We start from the raw sequence: 24684 nt of genomic DNA, 5'->3' as shown, positions 1-24684 counted from the left end.
CGCTTAAGTGTTTATGAGTTTCGCACCGGGCCAACGCTTTTCATTAATCAGGTTAGTCACACAAGCACGAATCACTACTTTGGTGGCTAAAGTAGCAGGCGAGAGTTCTTCTTCAGACAGACTAATTAAATAGTTAATGCGTTCAATGGCAGGTTCTACAACACGTAGTAAACATAGGTCTTGCCGTGAGTTTAACGATGCACCCGCAGGTTGGATGGTTGCCATTTCGAGTTGGCTAATGCTTTCCATTAACAAATGTAGCCCATCAATTTCATAGGCCACTTTAAGTTGATGAATTTTCTGTTCGAGCAACAAGCGCAGTCCATGTCTTTGGCTCGGTAAAATCAGCGGAAGTTCTTTAAGCTGTGAATGAGTAATGGTTTGAGTGTCTATGCAGCTTTCAAGGTGGTACTGACTCAGCACTTCTTTAGGCGAGATTAAAAACATTTGTTCTTTGACTAAAGGCTGTATGGCCCACTGAGGGTCGACATCGTCACTAAAGATGATGGCAACATCGAGCTGCCTTGCATTAACTAATGCCTTGAGGTCACCCGATAAGCCTTCAATGAGACGGACTTTAATGTCGGGATAACGGTTTCTCATGAGTTTTAAAAAGTGGGTGCCTATAACCGACGCGACACTTGGCGAAAAACCGACGGTGACATGACCACTTAAACGTGAGGAGTGTGCAGAATCTACAGCATGGTCTAAGTGTCTAAGTGCCAGTTGAACTTGTTGAAAAAAAGCTAAACCTGCAGGGGTGGGAACCGTACCCAGAGCAGTACGTTGTAAAAGGCGAATAGAAAGCTCACTTTCTAATTTTGAGATTTGCTGACTTAATGCAGAAGTTCCAATATCGAGATTTTTTGCAGCTTTACCCAAGCTTCCTGTCTCGATCACCGCAATAAAATACTTTAATTGTTTGAGTTCCACGGCAAATACTACATTGTCCTTTATTGGTTATTCTACACTGGTTTATTGCTATTCATTTTGTTCTATTACGCTGAGTAAACCACTAACGGAGTAAAGGCAACATCACCTCAAGATGTTGCCTTTTAGAGCTTTTATTGTTTAACCTGCTCCAGACCCTGTTCTTCAATAATTTGTGTTGCTTGTGGTGACTTCACAAATTTGATGAGTTCTTTTGCGACTTTTTCATGTTCAGAGTTTTTACCAATGCCTGCTGCAAATACAGTGACTTTCTGGTAAGGCGCAGGAATTGGACCGACTAAATCAACTTGACCATATTGACCGGCAAAAGGTTTGATTTCACTAATTTGCTGGAAACCAATATCAAACTGACCTTCGGCAATACGTTTTGCAACACGGTCACCGACCACTTTTTCTGCTTTACCAGAAATCACTTTGTACTCGACAGGTGGGAAGCTTGGGAAAACATCTTTTTCAAGATGCGTACCGCTCGCACTTGCTGAATAACCAATGTGCTTAGCATTTAATAAAACTTTTTCGAATTTTGCCGCAGAGCTAATATCTGGTTTTGGTGCACCTTTAGGTACAGCCATGCCGATGCTTGAATTGACTAAAGCACTTTGGGAATTTGGGTCTACATAACCTTTTTCTGCAAGCTTGTTCAGTTCAGGAGCAGCCAACACCACCACATCAAAATGTTCGCCACGATCGAGTCGATTTGGAATTGCAGTTGGCGATGCGCCCATTGATGAACCAGACGAAAGGTGAACCGTGTGACCTGTTTGCTTTTCAAATATTGGAATGAGTTTTTCCATAGATGAATAGAAACCGCCAGAGCTAATTACTTCGAGCGTATCTGCGTTAGCAAATGTCGACCCTAAGCCAGCACCAGCTAGGCAAATGGTCATGAAGATAGGGGACTTTTTCATAGTATCTCGCTTTAATGACAGGAGAACACAGTACGGCTGCAACATGTGCCGTACTGTTCATTAAAATTTCAGGTTAAGTAGTTAGTTGTTGTTTTAAGCGCTAACCTTTACAGGTTCAGCAATTGGGTCTGCATTCTTTTGCTTAGAACCGCGACATAGATACAGGCTTGAGATGAGGCTACATACCGCAGCTAACATCAGCCAAAAAGCGGGGGTACTTGCGTTACCTGTATTTTCGACAAGGTAAGTACAAGCCATTGGTGTCATACCACCAAAAATAGCGGCTGCAAGGCTAAACGCTAAAGAGAAGCCAACTGTACGAACACGTTTTGGCATTACTTCGGCAAGCGTTGCGACCATGGTACCGTTGTACATACCAAAGAAGAATGAGAAGTAAGCAAGCGTAATAATTAGATTGGTAAAACTAATGTCGCTTACCAACCAGCTTAAAACTGGATAAGTTGTAAAGATGGCAAGGGTTGTAATGCCGACTAAAACAGGACGACGACCAATTTTGTCTGAAAGTAAGCCACCCATTGGTAACCAGAAGAAATTTGATAAACCCACAAATACGGTTGCTAAAAGACTATCCGTTACCGACATTTCTAGAGTACGTTTTGCATACACCGTGGTGTAAACCGTAATGAAATAGAACGTGGTTGTGGTCATGGCACTCATCATCATGCCTGCAAGTACGATGCGCCAGTTGCTCGCAAGCGTGCTGAAAATTTCTTTGGTCGATGGATGAGTTTTTTGCGCTTTAAAGTCTTCAGTTTCTTCTAGGGTACGGCGGAACAAGAAGATTAAAGGAATAATCAAACATCCAATTAAGAACGGAATACGCCAGCCCCATTCACCCACTTGAGCAGTAGTTAAAATGGTGTTGAGCCAGTAGCCAAGTAATGCTGCAAATACAACTGCAATTTGTTGGCTGCCAGATTGCCAGCTTGTGATAAATCCACGATTTTTATCCGTTGCAATTTCAGCGAGATAAATCGATACACCACCAGATTCAACACCTGCCGAGAAGCCTTGTAATAGACGTCCAATCACCACCAAAATTGGCGCAATAATACCGATGGTTTCATAACCCGGTACAAAGGTAATTAAGATGGTTCCGATTGCCATAAGGCTTAAAGTCACAATAAGACCTTTACGTCGACCAACTCTGTCGACATAAGCGCCCAAGAAAATAGCGCCGAGAGGACGCATAAGAAAGCCCGCAGCAAACACGGTAAATGTCATCATTAAAGAGACATATTCATTTTCAGAGTGGAAAAATTTCGCTGCGATATAAGTGGCATAGAAACCAAAAAGAAAAAAATCATACTGTTCTAAAAAGTTGCCACTCGTTACATTTAATATTTTTTTAAAAGTAGCCCTACGGTTATTCACGACATCCATTGGAGACCTCCTTGGCCTGACAAAATGGAAACATTCACAATTTTCAATAGAGGGCTTTAAATCGACTCATTCAATAAACCTAAATAGCACATGGGTTAGAGATGAGATTTAAAGGGGTCCTTCGTAGAAAATGTGATGCCTTGTTTCCAGTTCAAACTACACATCTATAATTTGATAAACAGAAATTCACTTATCATTCAGAAGAAAATGTAATCTCAAACAGCAGGGGGGAGTGAGAGGGCAAAATTAATTAGGTATTTAATAAAATTAATGACCCTTTATAAAATAATTTCAGAACATGGCCAAATTTGGTTTTGAATCAACTCTTTCACACAGGCTTTAATTGCCGATTTGGCAGCGAGTGCAGCAGGTGATAATTCTTCTTCGGCAAGGCTCACTAAGTAATTGATTCGCTCAACTTCAGGGTCGATCAATTTTAGTAATTGAAGCTTATGTTTGTACTCTTGCAGACAGGCACTTCCGGGCCGAACACTTGCAAGGTCAAGGTGAATCAGGCTGTCCATGAGTAAGTGTAGACCATCAATTTCATAGACAACATTAAGCTGCCCAATCTTGTGTTCAAGCAATTTTCTTAAGCTATGACGCTGACGTGGCAACACTAAAGGAATATCACCAATTTGCTGCGACTGAATAATTCCACTTTTGATACAGTCGGCAAGACCGTATTTTTCAAGCACTTCTTTGCGTGCCATTAAATACATTTGTTCGCGTACCAAAGGTTGTATCGACCACTGTTTATCAATTTGATTGGTAAAAATAATGGCAATATCAAGCTGACGTGAATTAATCGACTGAATCAGGTTGCCCGACAAGGTTTCCACAATTTCTAGACGAATGTCTGGATAGCGTTCAGACATTAGTTTCATTAAAGGGATGCCAATTAAAGCGGTAATGGTCGGTGGAAAACCAAGGCTGACATGACCTGAAAGCCGTGCTGAATGCGCAGCATCTATGGCAAAGTTTACTTGACGCAAAATAAGTTGAGAGTGTTTTAAAAAGGCAAGACCCGCGGGTGTAGGCGTGACACCAAAAGCATTACGCTGTAATAAGCGAATGCTTAACTCTTGTTCTAGCTTACTAATTTGCTGACTAATGGCCGAAGCACCAACATCAAGTTTTTGGGCAGCTTTACCAATACTGCCTGCTTCAACCACCGTCAAAAAATATTTTATTTGTTTGATTTCCATAATAAATGTATTCGCTCATCATCCTTGATTTATAGAAATATGAAGGATTGGAAAATCTATCATGCATTTTAATATTAGCAGCAAAAAATATAAAAGTTTCTTAAAAAATCACTCTCTATCTTAAAAGTTCAATCAATTTTTATGGTTAATAAAAAAAAGATGTTCTGATTGCAGCTACACAAACCCTAATTTTTCAATATGGCATCTACGGTCAAATCATTGGCGTTTGGAGCTAAGCAGAAGCATTCAAATCTACATAAAGTGAGGAATCAAAATAAAAAATATCCAGGATGGATCCATGAGTTTTGTTGTGAATAAAAAAATATTGATCTTAGGAATAACTTCAATTTGCACAAGCACCTTACATGCGGCTGCGTTTGATAAAACAGGACAATCCATATCGGCATTTTTACAACTGGGTAACTATTTTGAGGCAAGTTTAGGAATCACAGATGCCGATTTAAGTGGTGTAGAGTCAGGCACAAACTCGTCACATCATTCAATTTCAGATATCGCCAACACAGATTATCGACCTACAGCAGCGTTAAAACTACAGTTGGCACCTCAGTATTCCTTTGGCCTGCTTTACGACCAGCCTTTTGGTGCCGACACTGAATATTCAGGCCTAAATGGCTTTGTCGCCACACCGAAAGATACAGCTATGCTTCCCAGTATTACGACTACCACCCTTGCAAATGCTACTTCTGGTCAAGCGCCTACAGGAAATGCAAAATCAGAATTTGATATACAAAATTTAAGCTTTATTTTGGGGTATCAACCCACAAAAAATTGGAATCTTTATGCTGGGCCTGTTTATCAGACTTTTAAAAGTCAGGTCGAACTAAGAGGTAATGTATTTAGTCTTTACAACGGCTATGACTTTCACACCAAAACTGTAGGTGACTTGGGATGGTTAGCAGGGCTTGCCTACCAGATTCCGGAAAAAGCTGTGAAAATCTCATTAACCTACCGTTCAGCCATTACTCATAAAGTAAACGCGACTGAAAATGCCCCACTCATTGATATGTTAAGCACTCAACAAGGTCGTGATTTAGTTAATCAGCATTTAGACTATATGATTTCTATTGGCCAGATGACTTCACAAAAGAAAGCTTACTTAAATCAGATTATTGCCAATTTGCCAAAACAAGAAGATACCGGTACAACCAAATTTAAATCTCCAGATTCAGTGAATTTGGAGTTCCAGACTGGACTTCGTCAGGGAACGTTACTGTTCGGGAGTGTGCGCTGGGTAAATTGGAGTGATCTCGCTCTACAACCTTATCGCTTTGGTGAAATCTCAAAAGTTGTTGGCGTACTATCAACGCCAAGCCGTCCGGAAGGTTTTAACTTGGTTCGTTATTACGATGATCAATGGTCTCTAAATTTAGGGGTTGGACAACGTTTTTCTCCAAAATGGTTAGGTTCTGTAACGGTAGGTTGGGACTCGGGAGCAGGTGATAAGGTCTCGACGGGTGGGCCAAGCAAAGGGTATTACAACTTAGGCGTGGGTGCTCAATATAGCCCGACATCGCAATATTTTATTTCAGGTGGCGTGAAGTATTACTGGTTAGGCGATGCAAAAGCTCAGCTTGGCGCACAGGCGGGTAGTGACTATTATATGGGTGAGTTTAAGGATAATCACTCAGTCAGCTATGGCTTAAAAATTGGATATAAATTTTAAAATTAAATCATACATTTATAAGGTTTTTACTATATGAATAAAATCATCAAAAACAGTCTATTTTTAGGTTTGTCGACTTTCATTGCAGGTTATGGAACTCTCCTTCATGCGGAAGCAAGTCCAACAACTTTGCCAGCGGTTTCGCAAAAAGCGTTAACTATTATTGATGGCCAAACAGAATGGTTAAGCAAGGTCTATAAAGACATTCATGAACACCCTGAACTTGGGTTTATGGAAACGCGTACTTCTGCCATTGTGGCCAAAGAACTTAAGTCATTAGGTTTTGACGTTAAAACGGGAATAGCCAAAACAGGCGTGGTCAGCATTTTAAAAAACGGTGATGGACCAACGGTCATGTACCGTGCAGACATGGATGCCAATACAGTTCAAGAAGCCACGGGTTTACCATACGCAAGTAAAGTAAGGGTAAAACTCGACGATGGAACCGAAACACCTGTAGCACATATGTGTGGTCATGATGCCCATGTTACATGGATGCTGAGTATGGCAAAAACCCTAGTTGCTCTAAAAAAGGAATGGAGCGGAACTATTATTTTAGTCGCGCAACCTGCTGAAGAACCCGTAACAGGTGCAAAAGCTATGGTGAGCGATGGTTTATGGACCAAATATAACTTACCAAAACCTGATTATTTCTTTGCAGTGCATACTACTCCTGCACCTGTGGGGACGGTAATTAACGCACCCGGTCCACGAATGGCAGGAACCGATCAACTTGATATTCTATTTAAAGGGGTGGGCGGACATGGGTCACTTCCATATTTAACCAAGAACCCGATTAGTATGGCGGCCAATGCCATTACCCAATATCAAACCATTATGGGTAACGCAGTGAATACTCAGCAACCCGCTGCTTTATCTATTGGGTCAGTTCAAGCTGGAAACTCAAATAACGTGATTCCTTCAACTGCGTTAGTCAAAATGAATATGCGCTGGTTTGACCCGAAAGTGCGTGAAACCATGTTAAATAATATTAAGCTCATGAGTGAGGGTGCGGCCGAAATGCAGGGGATGGGTAAAGACCAATTACCTACTTTAACGCTCAAAGGTTCGACCAACCCAGTCATTAATAACAAAGAGTTTTCCGCGCGTTTAAATGGGCCGTTAAAAGTATTGTTAGGGGATCAACACGTCTTAACTGACTTTCCTCCATTTATGGGGTCAGAAGATGTTCATCACCTCTTAGGTGACCAAAAAGATATTCCTTTTAACTTTATGTTTATTGGTGTGGCGGACCCAGTTGTATTTGCCAATGCAGTAAAACAAGGCAAACCCGTGCCTTATATTCCACATAGTCCTAACTACATTGTGGACTTAAAGGCCTTACCAGTGGGAGCCAAAGTCACAACTGTTTCTATGTTAGAGCTGCTCACTAAAAAGTAAATTGACCATAAAAAAGATGCATTCATATGCATCTTTTTTTGCTTAAAGTTTTAAAAAATTAAGAGCAAGCCAGATGTTTTTCTCGATAGTGGACGGGTGATAAATTGGTCCAGCGACGAAACGCACGGGTAAAACTACTGACATCTGTAAAGCCAAGAATATAAGCAATCTCAGTAATATTATGGCTTGAGTTTTTAATATACGACAACGCAAGTTCGTGCCGAGTCTGATCCAGTAACTCACTATAAGAGGTATTTTCGGCAGAAAGTTTGCGTTGCAGACTCCGTATACTTAAGCCCAGACTTTTCGCAACGTCTTGTTGTTGAAAATCACCTGTAGATAATTTTTCGATTAATTTTACTTTCACTCGTGCCAATATATTCTCTTTATCAAACCGAGCCAGATAACGATTAATAATCTCATCATATTCTTGGGTGAGGGTAGGGTTTGCACCTTCTAGTGGCTGTTCTATCGTTGCCGTGTCAAACACAATCATATCTTTGGCTGCATTAAAGACGATCGGAGCTTTTAAAATACTCTGGAATGTTTCTAAATCTTCGGGCTCTGAACGTCTAAGTTCAATGCGTAAGGGAGAAAAAACAGATCCTTGTAAGGCACGACTTGAGCGAATAAAAACGGAAATAAATGCATCTATTGATTCGGGCTGAACTTCATCGGGAACATGAATAACGAAATAATGGTTATTTCCTTGCCCATAAAACTCTAGCTCTGGAATATCCGTAACCACACGAAAATAACGAATAATTCTTAGAAACATCTCTTTTAGAGTAGTGCTAGTAATCAGTGAATGCCCTAACACATGAAAAGTATTTTGATTGACTTGGCTGGCAACTTTAAGGCCAAAACATGAATCTTGAGTTTTCTGAACTGCTAATTTCCATAAATTTGCTGTTTGTTTTAATGAATATCGTGCATCAGGATTACTCAGAGCCTGAATATCTAAACCTGCTTGTTCTAATAAAGGTTGACTATCAACACCGGCTTTTTCGAGCGCTTTTTGAATCGCTTTCACCCAGCTAGCCAGTGCCGTTGCTGTCTGTGGCATGTTATGTCCTATAACTTGTGATTCATATTCCTCGGAACAGTATAAAAGATTCAAAACTAAAAAATCTTTTGTTTATTTTGAATCTTTTTATTTTGGCATCCATAGCCAATAGATTGGCGTTTCGAGCTAAGCACACTTAGGGTGATCTACATAAAGTAGAGGCATGAAAAACTGAGGAATAACGGATGACCTATATTTATAAAAATCCTGCCGGAATGACCGATAGCGAAAAAACCGAACATATTAAAAAAGTAGTAACAGCAGAAGGCGTGGCTTTACGCAAACGCCACCCTATTTTGAACCATCAAAATGCCATTGGGGCGATGATTCTATTTATATCTTTGGTCGGCATGATAGCGACTGCCGTGCTCTATATAAATCATCAACTTTCAGCTTGGTTTGCAATTCCGATTATTGCTTTTTTTGCATCTCTCACCCATGAGTTAGAGCATGACCTGATTCACTGGATGTATTTTAGAAAGAAACCATGGGCACATCATTTAATGATGGGCTTAGTCTGGTTAGCTCGACCAAGTACCATTAACCCGTGGAAACGCCGTGAGCTGCATTTTAACCATCATAAAAACTCAGGCACCGAAGTTGATTTAGAAGAAAGAGCTTTAACCAATGGAGAGCAGTGGAGTATACGTCGTCTCATCGCGATTGGTGATAACGGCTTGGCGGTCTTGTTCCGTATTATTTCTGCAAGCAATTGGACGGTTAGAAAAGTAATTTTTAAACGTGCATTTATGGCTTATTTCCCGCTAGGGATTATTCATTGGTCGCTGTGGTATATCTTCTTAGGTTTTCATGCGGTTGATGCTGTTGCAGGTTGGGCGAATGCACCGATTGCTTGGTCAGCTACCACTTTAAATATCATGTATGTGGTTAATATTTTGACTGTTGTTTGGGTTGCTCCAAATGTACTGCGTACCTTCTGTTTGCACTTTGTGACCAGCAATATGCATTACTACGGTGACGTTGAATTGGGTAATGTCATTCAACAAACTCAAGTATTAACACCGTGGTGGATGATGCCGTTCCAACTGTTTTGCTTTAACTTTGGTTCAACACATGCAATCCATCATTTTGTGGTGAAAGAACCATTCTACATTCGCCAAATGACCGCGCCTGTTGCCCATAAAGTCATGCGTGATATGGGGGTGCGGTTTAACGATGTCGGAACTTTTAAAAGAGCAAACCGTTGGAACGTAAATGATTTATCAGAGTCAAAAAGTTAAAACATAGCTTTTTATCTCACTCAAATAGACTGAGTTCTCTATAAAGAACTTGGTCTATTAATCATAAACTCACTATATAGTTTCTTAAAAAATAACTAGCTCTACTGAAACTTAGTAAAAAGCAAAATCACACCTAATGCACATAAAATTGAGCCAATCACTTTATTAATTTGCACTTGCTTGGCTAACATTTTTTGCCTCAATAGCATGGATGAAAACAGTACAGCCACCAGTGAAAACCATACGAAATGGGCAAAAGACATAAAAAAGCCATAAGCCAAAAGAATCGATTTAGGTGTAGTTAAACTCACAATTTGCGTATAGATACTAATTACAAATAGTGTGGTTTTAGGGTTGAGGGCATTGGTAAAAAAGCCGTATTTTATCGCTTGCAAAGTACCTATAGAATTTAAAGCAGCAGAGTCTAAAACTGGTTTTTGAATAAAAGTTTTATAGCCAATATAGATCAGGTAAAGCGCGCCAATATACTTAACAATATTCAAAATTTGTGGCGTATAAATCATCACAAAGGCAACGGCGACTAACGTATAAGTCACATGCACTAACACGCCAAGCGATATGCCTAGTGAAGTGAACACACCTATTTTTCTGCCGTAAAGATAACTATTTTTGGTCACAATCGCGAAGTCAGCGCCGGGGCTAATCACCGCCAAAATCGTAATGAGAATAACCGCAATAAACTCTGCCATTATCTTGTACCCTCACTGAAAACGAGGGAGTTCATCTGTAGTTTTTGGAATGTATATAAGAGGGCGGAAGAACTACCTATAGTTGCTATTCTTTTCGCGAAGAATGTAGGAGCTTGAGGTTTAAGAAAATAGATATAGATATTCAATATATTTTTCATCATCTAAAATGGTGTTTAATCAAGATGATTTTTATTTTTGAACAGAAACCTACAAATAAAAATCGATAAAAACGACTATACATCTATGAGTTTTTGGAATGATCGAAAGAATATCGCTGAATTCACTAAAATTTTTCTATTTTGTGGCGAAGTATGGCAGCGTCACTTTAGCTGCAAAGAAATTATTTGTGACGCAAAGTGCGGTCAGTAAGCAAATTTATAATTTAGAAGAGTCTTTAAATACCACTTTGTTTGATCGGAAAAATAAAACACTTGTGATGACTGAGCAGGGCGAAATTTTATTGAGTTGTTGCCATCAAGTTTTTGGTCAACTCGATGAATGTTTAATAGAGTTAAGCCAGCCTAAAACCCACAACAAGCAACTGGTCTTGTCGTGTGAACCGACTCTTTCCATGAAGTGGCTCATTCCGCGGTTATCAAAATTTAAAAAGCTCGGGCATGATTTTGAGGTTGTACTACTCACAGCCGGCGGGGTGGTCGATTTTGAAAAAGATAATATTGATATCGCAATTCGCCGAAATGACTTTGATTGGGGAGAGCATATCTATAGCGAAAAGATTGCTGATGAATATATCGCTCTAGTTCAAGCAACCAAGCCATCGGAAACCAATGACGTACTCATTTCGACTTCTAGACCAAATTTTTTTAAAAGTATTAGCCGCATTACTGAGTTAAAGCAAAGTTTGAAAGGCTACACCAAAGTTGAACTTGAACATTTTTATCTATGTTTAGAAGGCTGCTTGGCTGGACTCGGAGCTACAGCCATCTCAATTTATATGATAGAAAAAGAGCTTGAGTGGAACTTACTGCAAAAAAATTCACCAGTTGTTCAAGATAATTCAGCCTATTTTTTACTTTCTCATAGTGCTTTTGAGGAAGATTCACGTAAAACCATATTTTTAGAATGGCTAAAAGCAGAGATGAATGAAAGTCAGCATAAATTACTTTAAGTCTAGCCATTTTATCTAAAGTTACATGACTTAAGTTATTGAATGTAGTAATAAATATTTAGATTTATTAAGGTGCAGTGTGAGCGCCGTATATTGAATTTCTGCTGTCTAAAATTCCCAAAGATGAAAAATATTTAACTTCGTACTTCTTTATTAAACCATAAACATGAATTTCACTCAGTTTTGAATGAGACTAAATCATTTTTATTCATGTTGTGATTGCGGTATAAATCTATTCACGCTCTGAAGCGTTCCAGTAATTCACTTTTGATAAGACCATAAGGCACAAATCTGACAAGGCTGGAAAGTTTAAAAAGAGCAAAAGATTTTTAGGTTTATCTCAGAAATTAGGGTACTGATCAAAATGAGTAAAGAATTTACATTTACGATTAAGAGTATTTGTTTCGATGAAAACTATCGTCCAGCAGACAATACGCGTATTACAACCAACTTTGCTAACTTAGCGAGAGGGATGAGCCGTGAAGAGAATCTGCGCAACACCTTACAGATGATCGACAATCGTTTTAATGCCTTAGCTCATTGGGACAACCCTAAAGGCGACCGCTACGGCGTTGAACTTGAAATCATTTCAGTTGAAATGAATATCGATGCCGAAAACCGTGCAAGCGGGCTTCCTTTAATCGAAATATTGAAAACCAATATTGTTGATAAAAAGACCAATGAACGCATCGAAGGCATTGTAGGCAATAACTTCTCGTCTTATGTACGTGACTATGACTTTAGTGTGCTGTTGTTAGATCACAACAAAAACAAGTCTACTTTTAGCACACCAGAGAAATTTGGTGAATTGCACGGTAACTTATTTAAGAGCTTTATTAACTCTGAAACTTACAGAGCAAACTTTAAAAAAGCGCCAGTGATTTGCTTAAGTGTTTCAACCACTAAAGTGTACCACCGCACTGAAAACGAACATCCTGTTTTAGGTGTTGAATACAAGCAAGAAGACTATTCACTCACTGATGAATATTTCCAAAAAATGGGCTTAAAAGTTCGCTATTTCATGCCGAAAAACAGTGCTGCACCTTTGGCGTTCTATTTTACTGGTGATTTGCTGAGTGATTACACCAACCTTGAGTTGATCAGCACTATCAGCACCATGGAATCGTTCCAAAAGATTTACCGTCCTGAAATTTATAACGCAAATTCAGTGGCTGGAAAATCTTATCAGCCAAGCTTAAAGAACGAAGATTACTCACTTACTCGAATTGTGTATGACCGTGAAGAACGTAGCCGCCTCGCTATTGAGCAAGGGAAGTTTGTTGAAGAGCAATTTATCAAACCATACCAAGCGATTCTTGAGCAGTGGTCTGCTAATTACGCTCTTAATTAATCAACATATAGGTCATTGATCATGAAAAAATTATTACCAACTTCAACTGCTGGCAGCTTACCTAAACCGTCTTGGCTTGCAGAACCTGAAAAGCTTTGGTCGCCTTGGAAACTCGAAAACGAAGGTCTGCTTGAAGGTAAAAAAGACGCTTTACGTTTAGCGTTGCACGAACAGCGCCTTGCTGGCATCGACATTGTGAGCGATGGTGAACAAACCCGCCAACACTTTGTGACTACGTTTATCGAACATTTAAATGGCGTAGATTTTGAGAAGCGCGAAACTGTTCGTATTCGTGACCGTTACGATGCAAGCGTACCGTCTGTAGTGGGTGCGGTGTCTCGTCAAAAGCCTGTGTTTGTTGAAGATGCGAAGTTTTTACGTCAGCAAACTGATCAACCAATTAAGTGGGCATTACCTGGCCCAATGACCATGATTGATACGCTTTACGATGGTCACTACAAGAGCCGTGAAAAACTTGCTTGGGAATTTGCTAAAATCTTGAACCAAGAAGCGCGTGAGTTAGAAGCTGCTGGTGTAGACATCATTCAGTTTGACGAACCTGCATTTAACGTCTTCTTTGATGAAGTAAATGACTGGGGCGTTGCGACTTTAGAGCGTGCAATTGAAGGTCTAAAATGTGAAACTGCGGTTCACATTTGCTATGGTTACGGCATTAAAGCTAACACTGACTGGAAAAAGACACTCGGTTCAGAATGGCGCCAATACGAAGAAGCTTTCCCGAAACTGCAAAAATCTAACATCGATATTATCTCGTTAGAATGTCACAACTCACATGTGCCTATCGATTTACTCGAACTCATTCGCGGTAAAAAAGTCATGGTCGGTGCAATTGATGTAGCATCTAACCAGATTGAAACTCCAGAAGAAGTGGCTAACACACTTCGTAAAGCACTTCAGTTTGTAGATGCCGACAAGCTTTACCCTTGCACAAACTGCGGTATGGCGCCTCTTTCACGTGAAGTGGCACGCGGCAAGTTAAATGCTTTAACGGCAGGTGCAGAAATCGTTCGCAGAGAACTTACTGGTTTTGATCTTACTGCTTAATATTTACCAATAAGTGGTATAAAGGGTTACTTTTTTGATGGCAGTTGATAATCAAACAAGTAACCCTCATTTTACTTACTACATGTAGTTCTAATCAGGACTCATGTCGATAAAGTCCTTCCTGATGGAGTTGGGCGGTATAGCAAACACTCAGGACAAGGTACGATTCAATTTAGGAATAATGTCATGGTTCAAGCAACAGACTTTAGAAATGCAATGTCTTTACTCACAAGTGCGGTTAGTGTTGTGACTACGGCAGGCATGTCTGGCCGTTTTGGATTCACTGCCTCTGCTGTTTGTAGTGTGACTGACACACCTCCAACATTATTGGTGTGTATGAACCAATCTGCGAGCTCACATGCACATTTCCTAGATAACAAAATCTTAACTGTGAATGTTTTAGGCGCACACCACGAACATATTTCAAAAGCATTTTCATCTAAACTCACACCAGAAGAACGCTTTAAACATGGCGAATGGATTGAGTTAGAAACAGGTTCACCTGTGTTAGATGATGCTTTGGTGAGTTTCGATTGTGAGATTGAACAAATTCAACAAGTCGGCACACACACTATTCTGATTTGTCCGATTGTTGCGATTAAACAAAGCCAGCATGACCAAAGCTTGGTTTATTTTAATCGTGCTTATCACCAAGTGGGGCAGACCGAGATTGTCTAAACCGACTTTCCGTTGTGTATTCGCACATTAAAAAGTTAAAAGATAGAAATGAATAAGCATGGATCGCTTTTGTTTAAAATAAAAATATAATTGAATATAATATCTAAAACAATAATTAAGTTAATCTAATGAAAAATAATAATAAATTTAAATACTTGTCATAAAAGCTACATTGACACCTCTAAACTCTCAGATTATGCTTTGCGTGCTGGCCTACATTGCCAGCCAGCTTTGACAGGCTGAATGAAAGATCGCATCAGAGTTATTCCTTCTGAGGAATAGTCTTATGCGTAAACTCCTCGTCTCCTCCCGTAGCGGTAGGACGGGAGAGGGACACCTTCGGGTGTGCTGGTTAAATCTTTCACCAGTCTGTCAACCCTTTCTCGTTCTGCCACCATAATTCCAAATGAATGCTTTGGCAGAACTCCCAAAATCAGGAGTTGGCTATGCACATCCATCATTTCTTGGCACTCATTGCCAAAAGCTATAACGACACCACTTAATTCATCTTTAAACAGTTTGAAGGCTTAACCGCTTTTCAGACTTTAAGTCATTACGGCTAAAAACTTATATCAACAATAAAACTTGAGATGTGCCAAGCACCGTCTTACGGCTTTGCTGTGCCTTTTTTTCTCCCAGAAAGGGCATAGGCTTTTTATCTCAGCCAGACATAACAACTTATTTTTATAATGGTAAAAATATGCCAACTTTAGAAACGGCTTCAAAAAAATTAAAAGCACTCCATACCGCAATAGATCTATTTAATCTCTATGGATTTCACAATACGGGCGTAGACCTCATTGCCAAAGAAACTAAAATTCCCAAAGCCACGCTTTATAACTACTTTCACTCAAAAGAGAAGCTGGTTGAAACATGCATAAGCTTTCAAAAAAGCCGACTGAAAGAAGAAGTGCTGGCAATTGTCTACTCACACCGCTACCCAAAACCAAGCGATAAACTTAAAGAAATTGTCCGTTTACATGTTGATGTAAATAGCCTTTACCACCTTTTGTTTAAGGCTATTTTTGAAATAAAACAGCTTTATCCAACGGCTTACCGTATGGCTGTTGAATATCGAAAATGGCTACTTCGAGAGCTTTTTGATTTGGTCTTTAGTCTGGAAAGCACTGCATTTAATCCCGATGCAAACATGGTTTTAAACCTAATTGATGGCTTGATGCTACAGGTTTTAAGCTCTAATTGTTTGGATGAAAGGGACGTGGTGTTGGAGAGGTTTTGGGGGAGATGATATTAAATGAGTTACTAGATGAACCCATTTAAAAAGAGAGGGGAATAATGAAAACTATATTTAGAGTGTTCAGAAGTGATTGCCAGATTAAGATATTAATAAATTTTTTAGATTATTTTAATATTTAAAATAGCTAATCAAAAAAGTTTTATTTACACTGTTTTTGTAATTATATTTGAGTGGCTTTTAATTTTTATTTAATAATAACTTTATTGTTTTTTATTTGTAATTAATGTTGAATAGTTATTTACTTGTAAGGTTGTTGTGTTAATCTCGTCAATGTTGTGATGAGAAAGTATTTTATACTAATCATAATAGTAAAGTTTAAAATAAATTTCCAATCATAATAAATATCTTACTAATTATTAAAAAGTATTATTATAGGAATAATATATGACAAACTTCGTAGATGTTCTAAAGGAAATGCGCGATCACTACCAGAATAATATTAATACTGGTGTAGCAATACCATATTATCCTAATTTAATTGAGGATTCTTTGGGTTTAATGGAAGCAACGAATAAGTATCTTGTCGCTGATGCTAGTGAATTGGCAGATAATCCTGTTCAAAGTAGATTGGATGATTTACAAAACCAAGCAAAAGATTTAGCTAGTAATACTGCTTCAACTATCGAAGAAAAATTAAAAAAATCTGCTAAGGGATTGAAAGATAATAACTCTACTGCTGGAAATTCAAAATTTAAAGATGAACTTAACAAAATTAGAGAGGATGCTAAGAAGAAAGCAAGTGATAATATTGATAAAATGTTTGATGAAGCAGAAAAGATCGGTAACGATTTCCCAGCAGCCAGAAATCTTATCTTAATTGCAGCACAGAAAATTAATGAGTTAATCAATGATTTATTTACCAAGATAGTTGATTATATTGTTAGTATCGTTAAAAATATTGTTGAATGGATAAAAGTGGCTTGGGATTCTATTGTTAGTACTTTTAATGGTATTAAGACATGGATTTTACACTGGTTTTGAAGTGAATATTTTTTAAATGTGCGCAGTGTGTTAATAATAAGGTCATCACTTTTTAGGTGATGGTCTTATTTATTGAGTAAATATTCATTTTTATAATTTATAAAAATGAATTAATTTTTTGAAATTTATAAATTTAAAATCTCCCTTAACTAGTTAAAATTAATATCTAATAATTGTGTGTAATTAACTGGATTAATAGGGTTTATAAAGAACTTTCATACTCCACATATCCATCTTCAATTGTAGGAATAATCTGTACAAACTCAAAGTAAGGTACTGTACAAAATTCAGAGTCTCGAATCGCATCAATCACAAAATAATAATCTTGAAGAGATGCCGTCTCAAACACAGCAATATCACTCGCTTTAGCGCTAAACGCTTCAACGTCATACCATCGAACTTTTACAGTTGGGTACTTCTCAAAAATTGGGTCAAGCTTTTGTGCACTAAACTCAGCCCGCTTTTCTCGAGGTAACGCCAACCAAGTAGGCAAAGCTCTTAAATGAATAAAAAAAGTATAGGTTCTGGACATAACTACTCCATGGGTGAGTCAAGTTTTAGTTGAATTGAAAAGACAGCATTTGCTTGTCATATCAACATGACTCAGTCAGTATATGAGTGATTACTCACATTACATACTCGCATTTCGGCTCATGTCAGAAACACTTCCAGACCCACGTAAACGCCCGCGTCAAGCACGCTCAGTGGCTACCTTTGAAGCTATTTTAGAGGCGGCTGCTCGCATTTTAGAGTCGCTAGGCTTTGCTGGATTTAACACAAATGCCGTGGCTGAGCTTGCTGGCGTAAGCATTGGTAGCTTATATCAATACTTTCCATCTAAAGATGCTTTAATCGTCGAGTTAATTCGACGTGAGCGGGCTGAGCTTTCAAATCGTATAGTTGAAGCCATACAGCAAACTGACGCCACAGACTTAAAAGAAAAACTAAAACTGATCATACATGTTGCTGTACAACATCAATTGAACCGTCCACAGTTGGCACGAACTCTTGAATTTGCTTCTGAAATCATTGGAAAAGACCTTGAGGAAAGTGAACTTCAACACGAACTTGAAACCATAATTTCTGATCTGTTTATACGCTCTGGCATTTCACCTGCACAGACAGCCGCACAAGATGTAATTGCCTTAAGTAAAGGAATGATTAATGCAGCAGGTATAGCAGGGGAAAGCGATTTAAATGATTTACAGCAGCGAGTTGAAAAAGCTGTATTTGGTTATTTAGATTTGACTTAAAGATCACATATTTTTATAAATATTTAGATATAAAGAAACCGCTGTTAGAGCACATGTATTGTGCTGTAAAAATAAATAGAAAAGATTTTGTTAATTTTATATGTTTTTAATCATATGTTTTTAATTTTTTTAAATTAATCATTATTGATGAATCTAAATAAATAATATATTTTTAAAGATGTGTATATATTAGAGTTTATAGCCTACCACTTCCCCAAGAGGTAGGTTTTTTTTATGGAATTTATTTCTTCTACTTTTTGAATTTTATTGTTTTTTGTGGAATTTTGATTGGTTTTAAATATATATGTTTAAAACTTAATTTTATAAATTAAATTATAGGAAAAATAAATATTTAGTTGTTGGTGTTGAAAATTAATCATTTTTAACTTTATTTTTTTTAAAAGAAAATTATTCTGGAAATTATTTATTTAAACTGTGGAATTTAATATTTTTGATAGTTTTTAACTGAGTTTTAGATTGTTTTACAATATTTCAAGAGATTAGATCTTCTAATGAGTAAATTACCTTTTTCCCACAATGATTTCCAATTTATAATCAGATCAGGTACGAAGTTTTTTTTATATTTTTGTATTGCTTCTAGTATATCAATATCAATCACAAAGGCAGAGACCACGTCTGTTAACTCGGGAAAAAGCTTAACAAAAAAAGTTTCTCAACTCTTTAAGCCCACGCCAGATGAAAGCTACCGATCTGTTGATTTTCAAAAATTAAGTAATCTAGGATTTGATCAAAACCAATTTCAACGGCTAGGAAATGAAGGGAACTATTTACCGACTTCCACTGCTATGTGGAACAATCAAGTAAGTTTAATTGATGCGATTCAATATGCACTTCAACGAAACCCCAATATTTCTCAAGCCATCTCCACTTTAGCGAGCCAAAACGCAGGTATTGATTATGCTAAGGCTGGTTATTATCCACAGCTTTCAGGTGGAATTACTACAGGTGACTTGAGTAGTGGTGAGCGGGGAAGACAATTACTCACTTTATCCGCGACTCAAATGCTTTTTGATTTTGGCAAAGTCAAATCAGGTGTATCGGTTCAGCGTGCCAAAGTACTAGTCGAGCAGGCCAATGTGCTGGTCAGCATTGATGATATTGCACTTGATGTTGCACAGTCGATTGTCAATATTCAGCGCTACCTTCAATTAAATAAAATCGCCGAGCAGCAAATTGCGGGTATTCAACGTATTCAGGATATTGCGAATTTACGTGCAAATGCCGGTATTAGCAGCCAAGCTGATCCGGTTCAGGCACAAACATATTTAGAATCTGCACAATCAACACTAATTGCTCAACAATCTTTATTACGACAATACCAGCAACATCTAAGAACTCTGGTAGGAGTCGATGTTTTTAATAAGGTATGGGTCATTCCTGATGATTTGGTGAAGCAATCTGGTCTCTATAGTGAGCCTGAATTTAATACCATCCCAAAAATGATCGCAGCGCAAGCGGGTGTTGAAGTTGCCAAGGCACAAAAGGAACAGACCCGTTTAACACGTTATCCAACTTTGTCAGTCAAAGGTTCCTTAAGTCAGGCCATTAATGGTCGAAACCCAAACAATGATAAAGATGACGGTTTATATAGTTCCGTCATGCTTGAAGCTAGCAGTCAGTTTTATCAAGGTGGAGCCGTTTCTTCTCAGGTAAAAATGGCGAGTTATGCAGAAGAAGCCGCTAAATCTCAGGTCAATTCAGTTTATATGGATGTTCTGGACCAGATCAGAACGAGCCGTGAACAAATTGAAAATAAACAACGTCAAATGCAGGTGTTGACCAATCGTCAAGCCACAACGGTTCGTACACGTGAACTTTATCAAGAGCAGTACAAGCTCGGGACACGTTCACTGGTTGATTTATTGAATGCAGAACAGGCCATTCATAGTGCTAATTCAGAACTTGAGTCGGCACGTTATGACATCTACAACAGTATTGTTCAGTACATTTCGGCAACAGGACGTTCCCGCCAAGCCTATGGCTTAAATAATATTTCAATTCAGGGGTTCGAAGTACAACCATGATGACAAAAATAAACTACCAGCCCTGGTTACAGTCGGTCTTAACGATTGCTAAACATTATCGAATTGAGCCTTCAGAAGAAAGAATCCGTTTACAACTTGACTGGAACCAGAATCAAAATCTTGATGATGTTTTACAGCTCATTACACGTCAGGTTGGTCTCAATTTACGTAAAGTACCTTTTTCTTTAGACGTACTGAATCCGTGGCGCCTACCTGTTATGGTCGAGTTTAACGACGGTCAGGTCGGTGTTGTTGATAAAGCTGATACTCAAGGAAATGTCAGTATTCAATTTAGTGGGGATCAGGGACTTTCACAGAACGTGTCTTTAGGTGCTTTAAAAGATACGCTCAAAAATATTTATATCTTGCGTCCTGAAACCTCTATTCCCGATGCACGTATTGACGAATATATCAAACCCTATGAAGCAAGCTGGTTCTGGTCAATTGTACTTAGAGACTGGAAGCGCTACGTTGATATTATGTTTGCCTCACTCATTGCCAATGTACTGGCACTGGCGACTATTGTTTTCTCAATGCAAGTCTATGACCGTGTTGTTCCATCACAGTCTGTTCCAACCTTGTGGGTACTGGCTGGTGGTGTACTGATTGCAGCTATTTTTGAGTTTACCTTACGGGTAGCCAGAGTCTATTTGTCCGACATTATTGGTAAACGTGCTGACTTACGGGTTTCTGACCGTGTATTTGGCCATGCATTACGCATTAAAAATAAAGACCGGTCAAAATCTACCGGTAGTTTTATTTCCCAGATTCGTGAGCTCGAAGGGGTTCGTGAACTGGTGACTTCAACTACCATTACTGCGATGGCAGATTTTCCATTCTTTTTCTTGTTCCTCACGATCTTTGCGATTATTGGCGGGAAATTGTTTTGGGTAATGTTGCTGGTTGTGCCACTTATGCTTTTGCCGGGTATTCTGGCACAGAAGAAGCTAGCGCAGCTCGCACAAGAGGGTATGAGAGAATCTTCAATTCGTAATGCTATTCTAGTAGAAGCAGTGCAGGGTATTGAAGACATCAAGCTTTTACGTGCTGAATCACGTTTCCAAAACCAGTGGAACCACATGAATGAAGTTTCAGCCGATATCGGTATGAGACAGCGTAAAATTGTCGGTACTTTAATGGCATGGACACAAAAGATTCAAGGCTTGACCTACGCGCTTGTTGTTTTGGTGGGAAGTTTTGCCGTAATGGATGGTGAAATGACTACAGGTGCATTAGTAGCCTGTTCAATTTTATCTTCACGAATGTTAGGTCCAATTGCACAGATTACAGGCGTTCTAGGACGTTTACAGCAGGCGAAAGTTGCAAAACAAAGTCTGGATGAACTTATGCAACGTCCGATTGATCAGCCAGAGCGTTCACATCTGGTACATAAGGCTGCTTTAAATGGTGATTACGAATTAAAAAATGTCTTGTTCCAATATAGTGAGGATGAACCACGTCCGAGCCTTGCAGTTCGCCACTTAAAAATTCGTGCTGGTGAACGAGTTGCAATTCTGGGGCGCAATGGGGCGGGTAAATCAACACTGCTTCAGCTTCTCTCAGGAATGCAATTTCCTATTCAAGGTTCAGTACATTTAGATGGTCTGGATCTGTCTTTAATTGATCCATCTGATGTACGTCGTGATATGGGTTTACTTAACCAGAATGCGTATCTTTTCTACGGTACGATTCGTGAGAACCTTACTTTGGGTGCTCCGCTTGCAACCGATGAAGAAATTTTTCGAGTTTTAGTCATGACGGGTGCACTAAGTTTTGTTCAAGAGAAAAAAGAGGGACTAGATCACCTGATTTTAGAAGGTGGCGTGGGTTTCTCGGGTGGTCAGAAACAAGCATTGTTATTGGCTCGTTTATTGATTCGTCAACCTAACATTTTATTGTTAGACGAACCAACAGCAGCCATTGATGATGTGGCCGAGAAGCAATTGATTGATCATTTAAAAGGATGGCTGGCACATCGGACTTTGGTGGTTGCGACTCACCGCCGAGCTGTTTTAGAACTGGTGGACCGTATTATTGTGGTTAACGATGGCAAAATCGTGATGGATGGTCCAAGAGATCAGGTCCTTAATCAATCAATAGCCCAACAAAAACAAGTGCAAGGGGGTAATTCATGAGCGAACCACAAAAAGAACAAGAACTCACCCGTTCAATGAATGTCTCTTATAGTGAGCCACCATTACCACGTGCCAGTTTAGTAATCTGGATTGTGGGGATTGGCTTAGTTATTTTCTTTATCTGGGCATGGGTATTTAAACTTGAAGAAGTGTCTACTGGTACGGGTAAAGTGATTCCATCGTCTAAAGAGCAGGTCATCCAGTCTTTAGAGGGCGGTATTTTAACCAAGCTGAATGTACAAGAAGGCGACATTGTTCAAAAGGGCGAAATTCTTGCGCAATTAGATCCAACCCGTTTTGCGTCTAATGTGGGTGAATCTCGATCTTTACTGATCTCTGCTCAGGCAACAGCAGCGCGTTTGCGTGCGGAAGTTAATGGTACGCCATTGGTTTTTCCCGACATTGTGATGAAAGAACCAAAACTTGTACATGAAGAAACGGCTCTATATGTATCTCGTAGAGCCAATCTAGAACAATCACTCGCAGGTTTTAAGCAAGCTTTACAACTGGTGCAACAAGAACTGGCAATGACGGAACCGTTAGTGGCTAAAGGTGCGGCAAGTGAGGTGGAAGTTTTACGTTTACGTCGTGAAGCAAATGATTTGCAAAACAAAATGAATGATGTGCAGAACCAATATTATGTGCAGGCCCGTGAAGAGCTCTCTAAAGCGAATACGGATAGTGAAACACAACAACAAGTTGTACTTGGTCGTAGTGACAGTTTAGATCGTGCAGTGTTTAAAGCACCGGTACGTGGTGTTGTCAAAGAAATTGCGGTTACTACGCATGGTGGTGTTATTCCGCAAAACGGTAAATTGATGACCATTGTACCGATTGATGAGCAGCTGCTTATTGAAGCACGTATTTTACCGCGTGACATTGCCTTTATTCGTCCGGGACAAGAAGCACTGGTTAAGATTACTGCCTATGACTACTCAATTTATGGTGGTTTAAAAGGTAAGGTTACGGTTATTTCACCAGACACGATTCGTGATGAAGTGAAACAAGACCAATTCTATTATCGTGTTTATATCCGAACTGATTCTGACAAGCTTTATAATAAAGAAGGTAAGGCTTTTGGTATTACACCGGGTATGGTGGCAACAGTAGATATTCGTACGGGTGAAAAAACCGTACTGGATTACTTACTTAAACCGTTTAATAAAGCGAAAGAAGCATTAAGAGAAAGATAAATAAATATATAACTATATAGCTTTTAAATGCTTAAAAGCTATATAGTTATTAATAAGGATAATATCTTGTTTTAAATATGTGGTTTTTATTGTTTGTGCTTTAAAACATAAAAAAATTAAAAGCATATTTATATTTTAATATGATCATAATTCTTTGAAAAATAATAATTAATAATTTTGGTTTTATTTCGGTTAATAAATAAACTTATTTTTACTGTTTTTTTTGTGATGCAATTCATGTTTATAATTAGTTTTTGCGTTGAGGTTGACCTTTGTTTTATCTAATTTATCCCTTAATTTGGGCTCTTCTTATTTAATAAAATTTAAGAGCTCTAAATTGGATTGGTTTAATTAAATAATCCTACGAAGGGGAAGAAATATGTCTGAGATAAGGGTGGTTTCTAAGGAGAGTCATGAAACCTTAGAAACTACGACAAAGGATACAGTCTCTCTTTCTGAAGCATCAGTTATTTTAATAAAAGTAAATAAAGATGATGTTTCTGAAATTAGACAAGACGGTAGAAATGCAGTTATTACTTTAAAAAATGGTGAACAAATAGTAATAGTTGATTTCTTTAATGATAGTAATTATTCAACAGATAATAGTTTAGTTTTCGAAGATGATAATCATAAGTTATTGTGGGTACAGTTTACTGATAATAATGGCGTATTATTAGAACATATTACTTATAGTTATCTTGATAGTATTGAACCACTACTTTATCACGACGGTGCTGCATCTCCATGGGCATGGTTATCTGTACCGCTAACCGCAGCCGGAATTTTGTGGTGGGCTCATAATAGCGATGATAAAACAGATGACACAAAACAAAAAGATACGACTGCTCCAGATGCTCCAATTATAGATTTAATTAACGGCAAAGACCCGATTACAGGTACGGCAGAACCCGGTTCAACAGTAACAGTCACGTTCCCTGATGGCACCACAGCAACAGTAGTTGCAGGCACAGATGGTAGCTGGACAGTACCGAATCCTGGTCTTGAAGATGGCGATGAAGTTAA

General features: G+C 38.7%; 21 protein-coding genes. 14 read left to right on the top strand and 7 right to left on the bottom strand.

What is annotated here, in order from left to right; genetic code table 11:
* Positions 1–3 precede the first annotated feature (3 nt).
* The 4 genes from F968_RS15250 to F968_RS15235 all read right to left on the bottom strand — a co-directional run bounded on the left by F968_RS15250 (position 4) and on the right by F968_RS15235 (position 4471).
* On the bottom strand, positions 4–933 hold the full coding sequence (locus tag F968_RS15250; RefSeq protein WP_004794406.1) for a LysR family transcriptional regulator: 930 nt from the start codon (positions 931–933) through the stop codon (positions 4–6).
* Between the two features lie 131 nt (positions 934–1064).
* Positions 1065–1859, bottom strand: a complete 795-nt coding sequence (locus F968_RS15245) for a substrate-binding domain-containing protein (RefSeq protein ID WP_004794404.1) — start codon at positions 1857–1859, stop codon at positions 1065–1067.
* Between the two features lie 93 nt (positions 1860–1952).
* On the bottom strand, positions 1953–3263 hold the full coding sequence (locus F968_RS15240; RefSeq protein ID WP_004794402.1) for an MFS transporter: 1311 nt from the start codon (positions 3261–3263) through the stop codon (positions 1953–1955).
* Between the two features lie 278 nt (positions 3264–3541).
* Positions 3542–4471, bottom strand: a complete 930-nt coding sequence (locus tag F968_RS15235) for a LysR family transcriptional regulator (protein WP_004794399.1) — start codon at positions 4469–4471, stop codon at positions 3542–3544.
* Positions 4472–4769: 298 nt separating this feature from the next.
* Here F968_RS15235 and F968_RS15230 point away from each other — a divergent pair, with 298 nt between their 5' ends.
* Positions 4770–6155: an outer membrane protein transport protein gene (locus F968_RS15230; RefSeq protein WP_004794397.1), complete on the top strand. Its 1386-nt coding sequence runs from the start codon at positions 4770–4772 to the stop codon at positions 6153–6155.
* Between the two features lie 33 nt (positions 6156–6188).
* Positions 6189–7556 (top strand): amidohydrolase, encoded by a 1368-nt coding sequence (locus F968_RS15225; RefSeq protein ID WP_004794395.1) that lies wholly within the window; start codon positions 6189–6191, stop codon positions 7554–7556.
* A gap of 58 nt (positions 7557–7614) precedes the next feature.
* Here F968_RS15225 and F968_RS15220 read toward each other — a convergent pair whose 3' ends face one another.
* Positions 7615–8622, bottom strand: a complete 1008-nt coding sequence (locus F968_RS15220; RefSeq protein ID WP_004794394.1) for an AraC family transcriptional regulator — start codon at positions 8620–8622, stop codon at positions 7615–7617.
* 215 nt (positions 8623–8837) lie between these two features.
* On the opposite strand from F968_RS15220, the gene F968_RS15215 reads away from it, so the two are divergent.
* Complete coding sequence (locus F968_RS15215; RefSeq protein WP_081399692.1) at positions 8838–9863, top strand: fatty acid desaturase; 1026 nt, start codon at positions 8838–8840, stop codon at positions 9861–9863.
* Positions 9864–9964: 101 nt separating this feature from the next.
* On the opposite strand, the gene F968_RS15210 is transcribed toward F968_RS15215, so the two are convergent.
* Positions 9965–10573 carry a LysE family translocator gene (locus F968_RS15210; protein ID WP_004794392.1) on the bottom strand — a complete coding sequence of 203 codons (609 nt, stop codon included), beginning with the start codon at positions 10571–10573 and terminating at the stop codon, positions 9965–9967.
* A 256-nt stretch (positions 10574–10829) separates the two neighbouring features.
* On the opposite strand from F968_RS15210, the gene F968_RS15205 reads away from it, so the two are divergent.
* The 6 genes from F968_RS15205 (at position 10830) to F968_RS15180 (ending at position 17035) form a co-directional block, all read left to right on the top strand.
* Complete coding sequence (locus tag F968_RS15205) at positions 10830–11702, top strand: LysR family transcriptional regulator (RefSeq protein WP_004794391.1); 873 nt, start codon at positions 10830–10832, stop codon at positions 11700–11702.
* A gap of 364 nt (positions 11703–12066) precedes the next feature.
* Positions 12067–13053, top strand: a complete 987-nt coding sequence (locus F968_RS15200) for a DUF1852 domain-containing protein (RefSeq protein WP_004794390.1) — start codon at positions 12067–12069, stop codon at positions 13051–13053.
* A gap of 21 nt (positions 13054–13074) precedes the next feature.
* Positions 13075–14118, top strand: a complete 1044-nt coding sequence (locus F968_RS15195; protein WP_004703605.1) for a methionine synthase — start codon at positions 13075–13077, stop codon at positions 14116–14118.
* 186 nt (positions 14119–14304) lie between these two features.
* On the top strand, positions 14305–14796 hold the full coding sequence (locus tag F968_RS15190; protein WP_004794389.1) for a flavin reductase: 492 nt from the start codon (positions 14305–14307) through the stop codon (positions 14794–14796).
* Between the two features lie 700 nt (positions 14797–15496).
* The gene (locus F968_RS15185) at positions 15497–16045 is read left to right on the top strand and encodes a TetR/AcrR family transcriptional regulator (RefSeq protein ID WP_004794388.1); all 549 of its coding nucleotides are present in this window, start codon (positions 15497–15499) and stop codon (positions 16043–16045) included.
* A gap of 393 nt (positions 16046–16438) precedes the next feature.
* Positions 16439–17035 (top strand): hypothetical protein, encoded by a 597-nt coding sequence (locus F968_RS15180; protein ID WP_004794387.1) that lies wholly within the window; start codon positions 16439–16441, stop codon positions 17033–17035.
* Between the two features lie 202 nt (positions 17036–17237).
* Here F968_RS15180 and F968_RS15175 read toward each other — a convergent pair whose 3' ends face one another.
* Positions 17238–17567 (bottom strand): darcynin family protein, encoded by a 330-nt coding sequence (locus F968_RS15175; RefSeq protein WP_004794386.1) that lies wholly within the window; start codon positions 17565–17567, stop codon positions 17238–17240.
* A 121-nt stretch (positions 17568–17688) separates the two neighbouring features.
* Here F968_RS15175 and F968_RS15170 point away from each other — a divergent pair, with 121 nt between their 5' ends.
* The 5 genes from F968_RS15170 to F968_RS20835 all read left to right on the top strand — a co-directional run.
* Positions 17689–18288 (top strand): TetR/AcrR family transcriptional regulator, encoded by a 600-nt coding sequence (locus tag F968_RS15170; RefSeq protein ID WP_004794383.1) that lies wholly within the window; start codon positions 17689–17691, stop codon positions 18286–18288.
* A gap of 512 nt (positions 18289–18800) precedes the next feature.
* Positions 18801–20333: a TolC family outer membrane protein gene (locus F968_RS15165; protein ID WP_004794382.1), complete on the top strand. Its 1533-nt coding sequence runs from the start codon at positions 18801–18803 to the stop codon at positions 20331–20333.
* Positions 20330–22468 (top strand): type I secretion system permease/ATPase, encoded by a 2139-nt coding sequence (locus F968_RS15160; RefSeq protein ID WP_004794379.1) that lies wholly within the window; start codon positions 20330–20332, stop codon positions 22466–22468. The genes F968_RS15165 and F968_RS15160 overlap by 4 nt, the downstream gene beginning before the upstream one ends.
* The gene (locus F968_RS15155) at positions 22465–23661 is read left to right on the top strand and encodes an HlyD family type I secretion periplasmic adaptor subunit (protein ID WP_004794377.1); all 1197 of its coding nucleotides are present in this window, start codon (positions 22465–22467) and stop codon (positions 23659–23661) included. Before F968_RS15160 ends, F968_RS15155 begins: the two co-directional genes overlap by 4 nt.
* Positions 23662–24040: 379 nt before the next feature.
* Positions 24041–24684 (top strand): BapA/Bap/LapF family prefix-like domain-containing protein (locus tag F968_RS20835; RefSeq protein WP_004794376.1); only part of this gene is annotated, 644 nt, incomplete at its 3' end.

It is taken from the genome of Acinetobacter sp. NIPH 817 (assembly GCF_000368405.1).
In the GTDB taxonomy this organism is placed as follows: Bacteria; Pseudomonadota; Gammaproteobacteria; order Pseudomonadales; family Moraxellaceae; genus Acinetobacter.
Note: the sequence above shows the minus strand (reverse complement) of the source record. Positions and strands in the feature narration are given on the sequence as shown.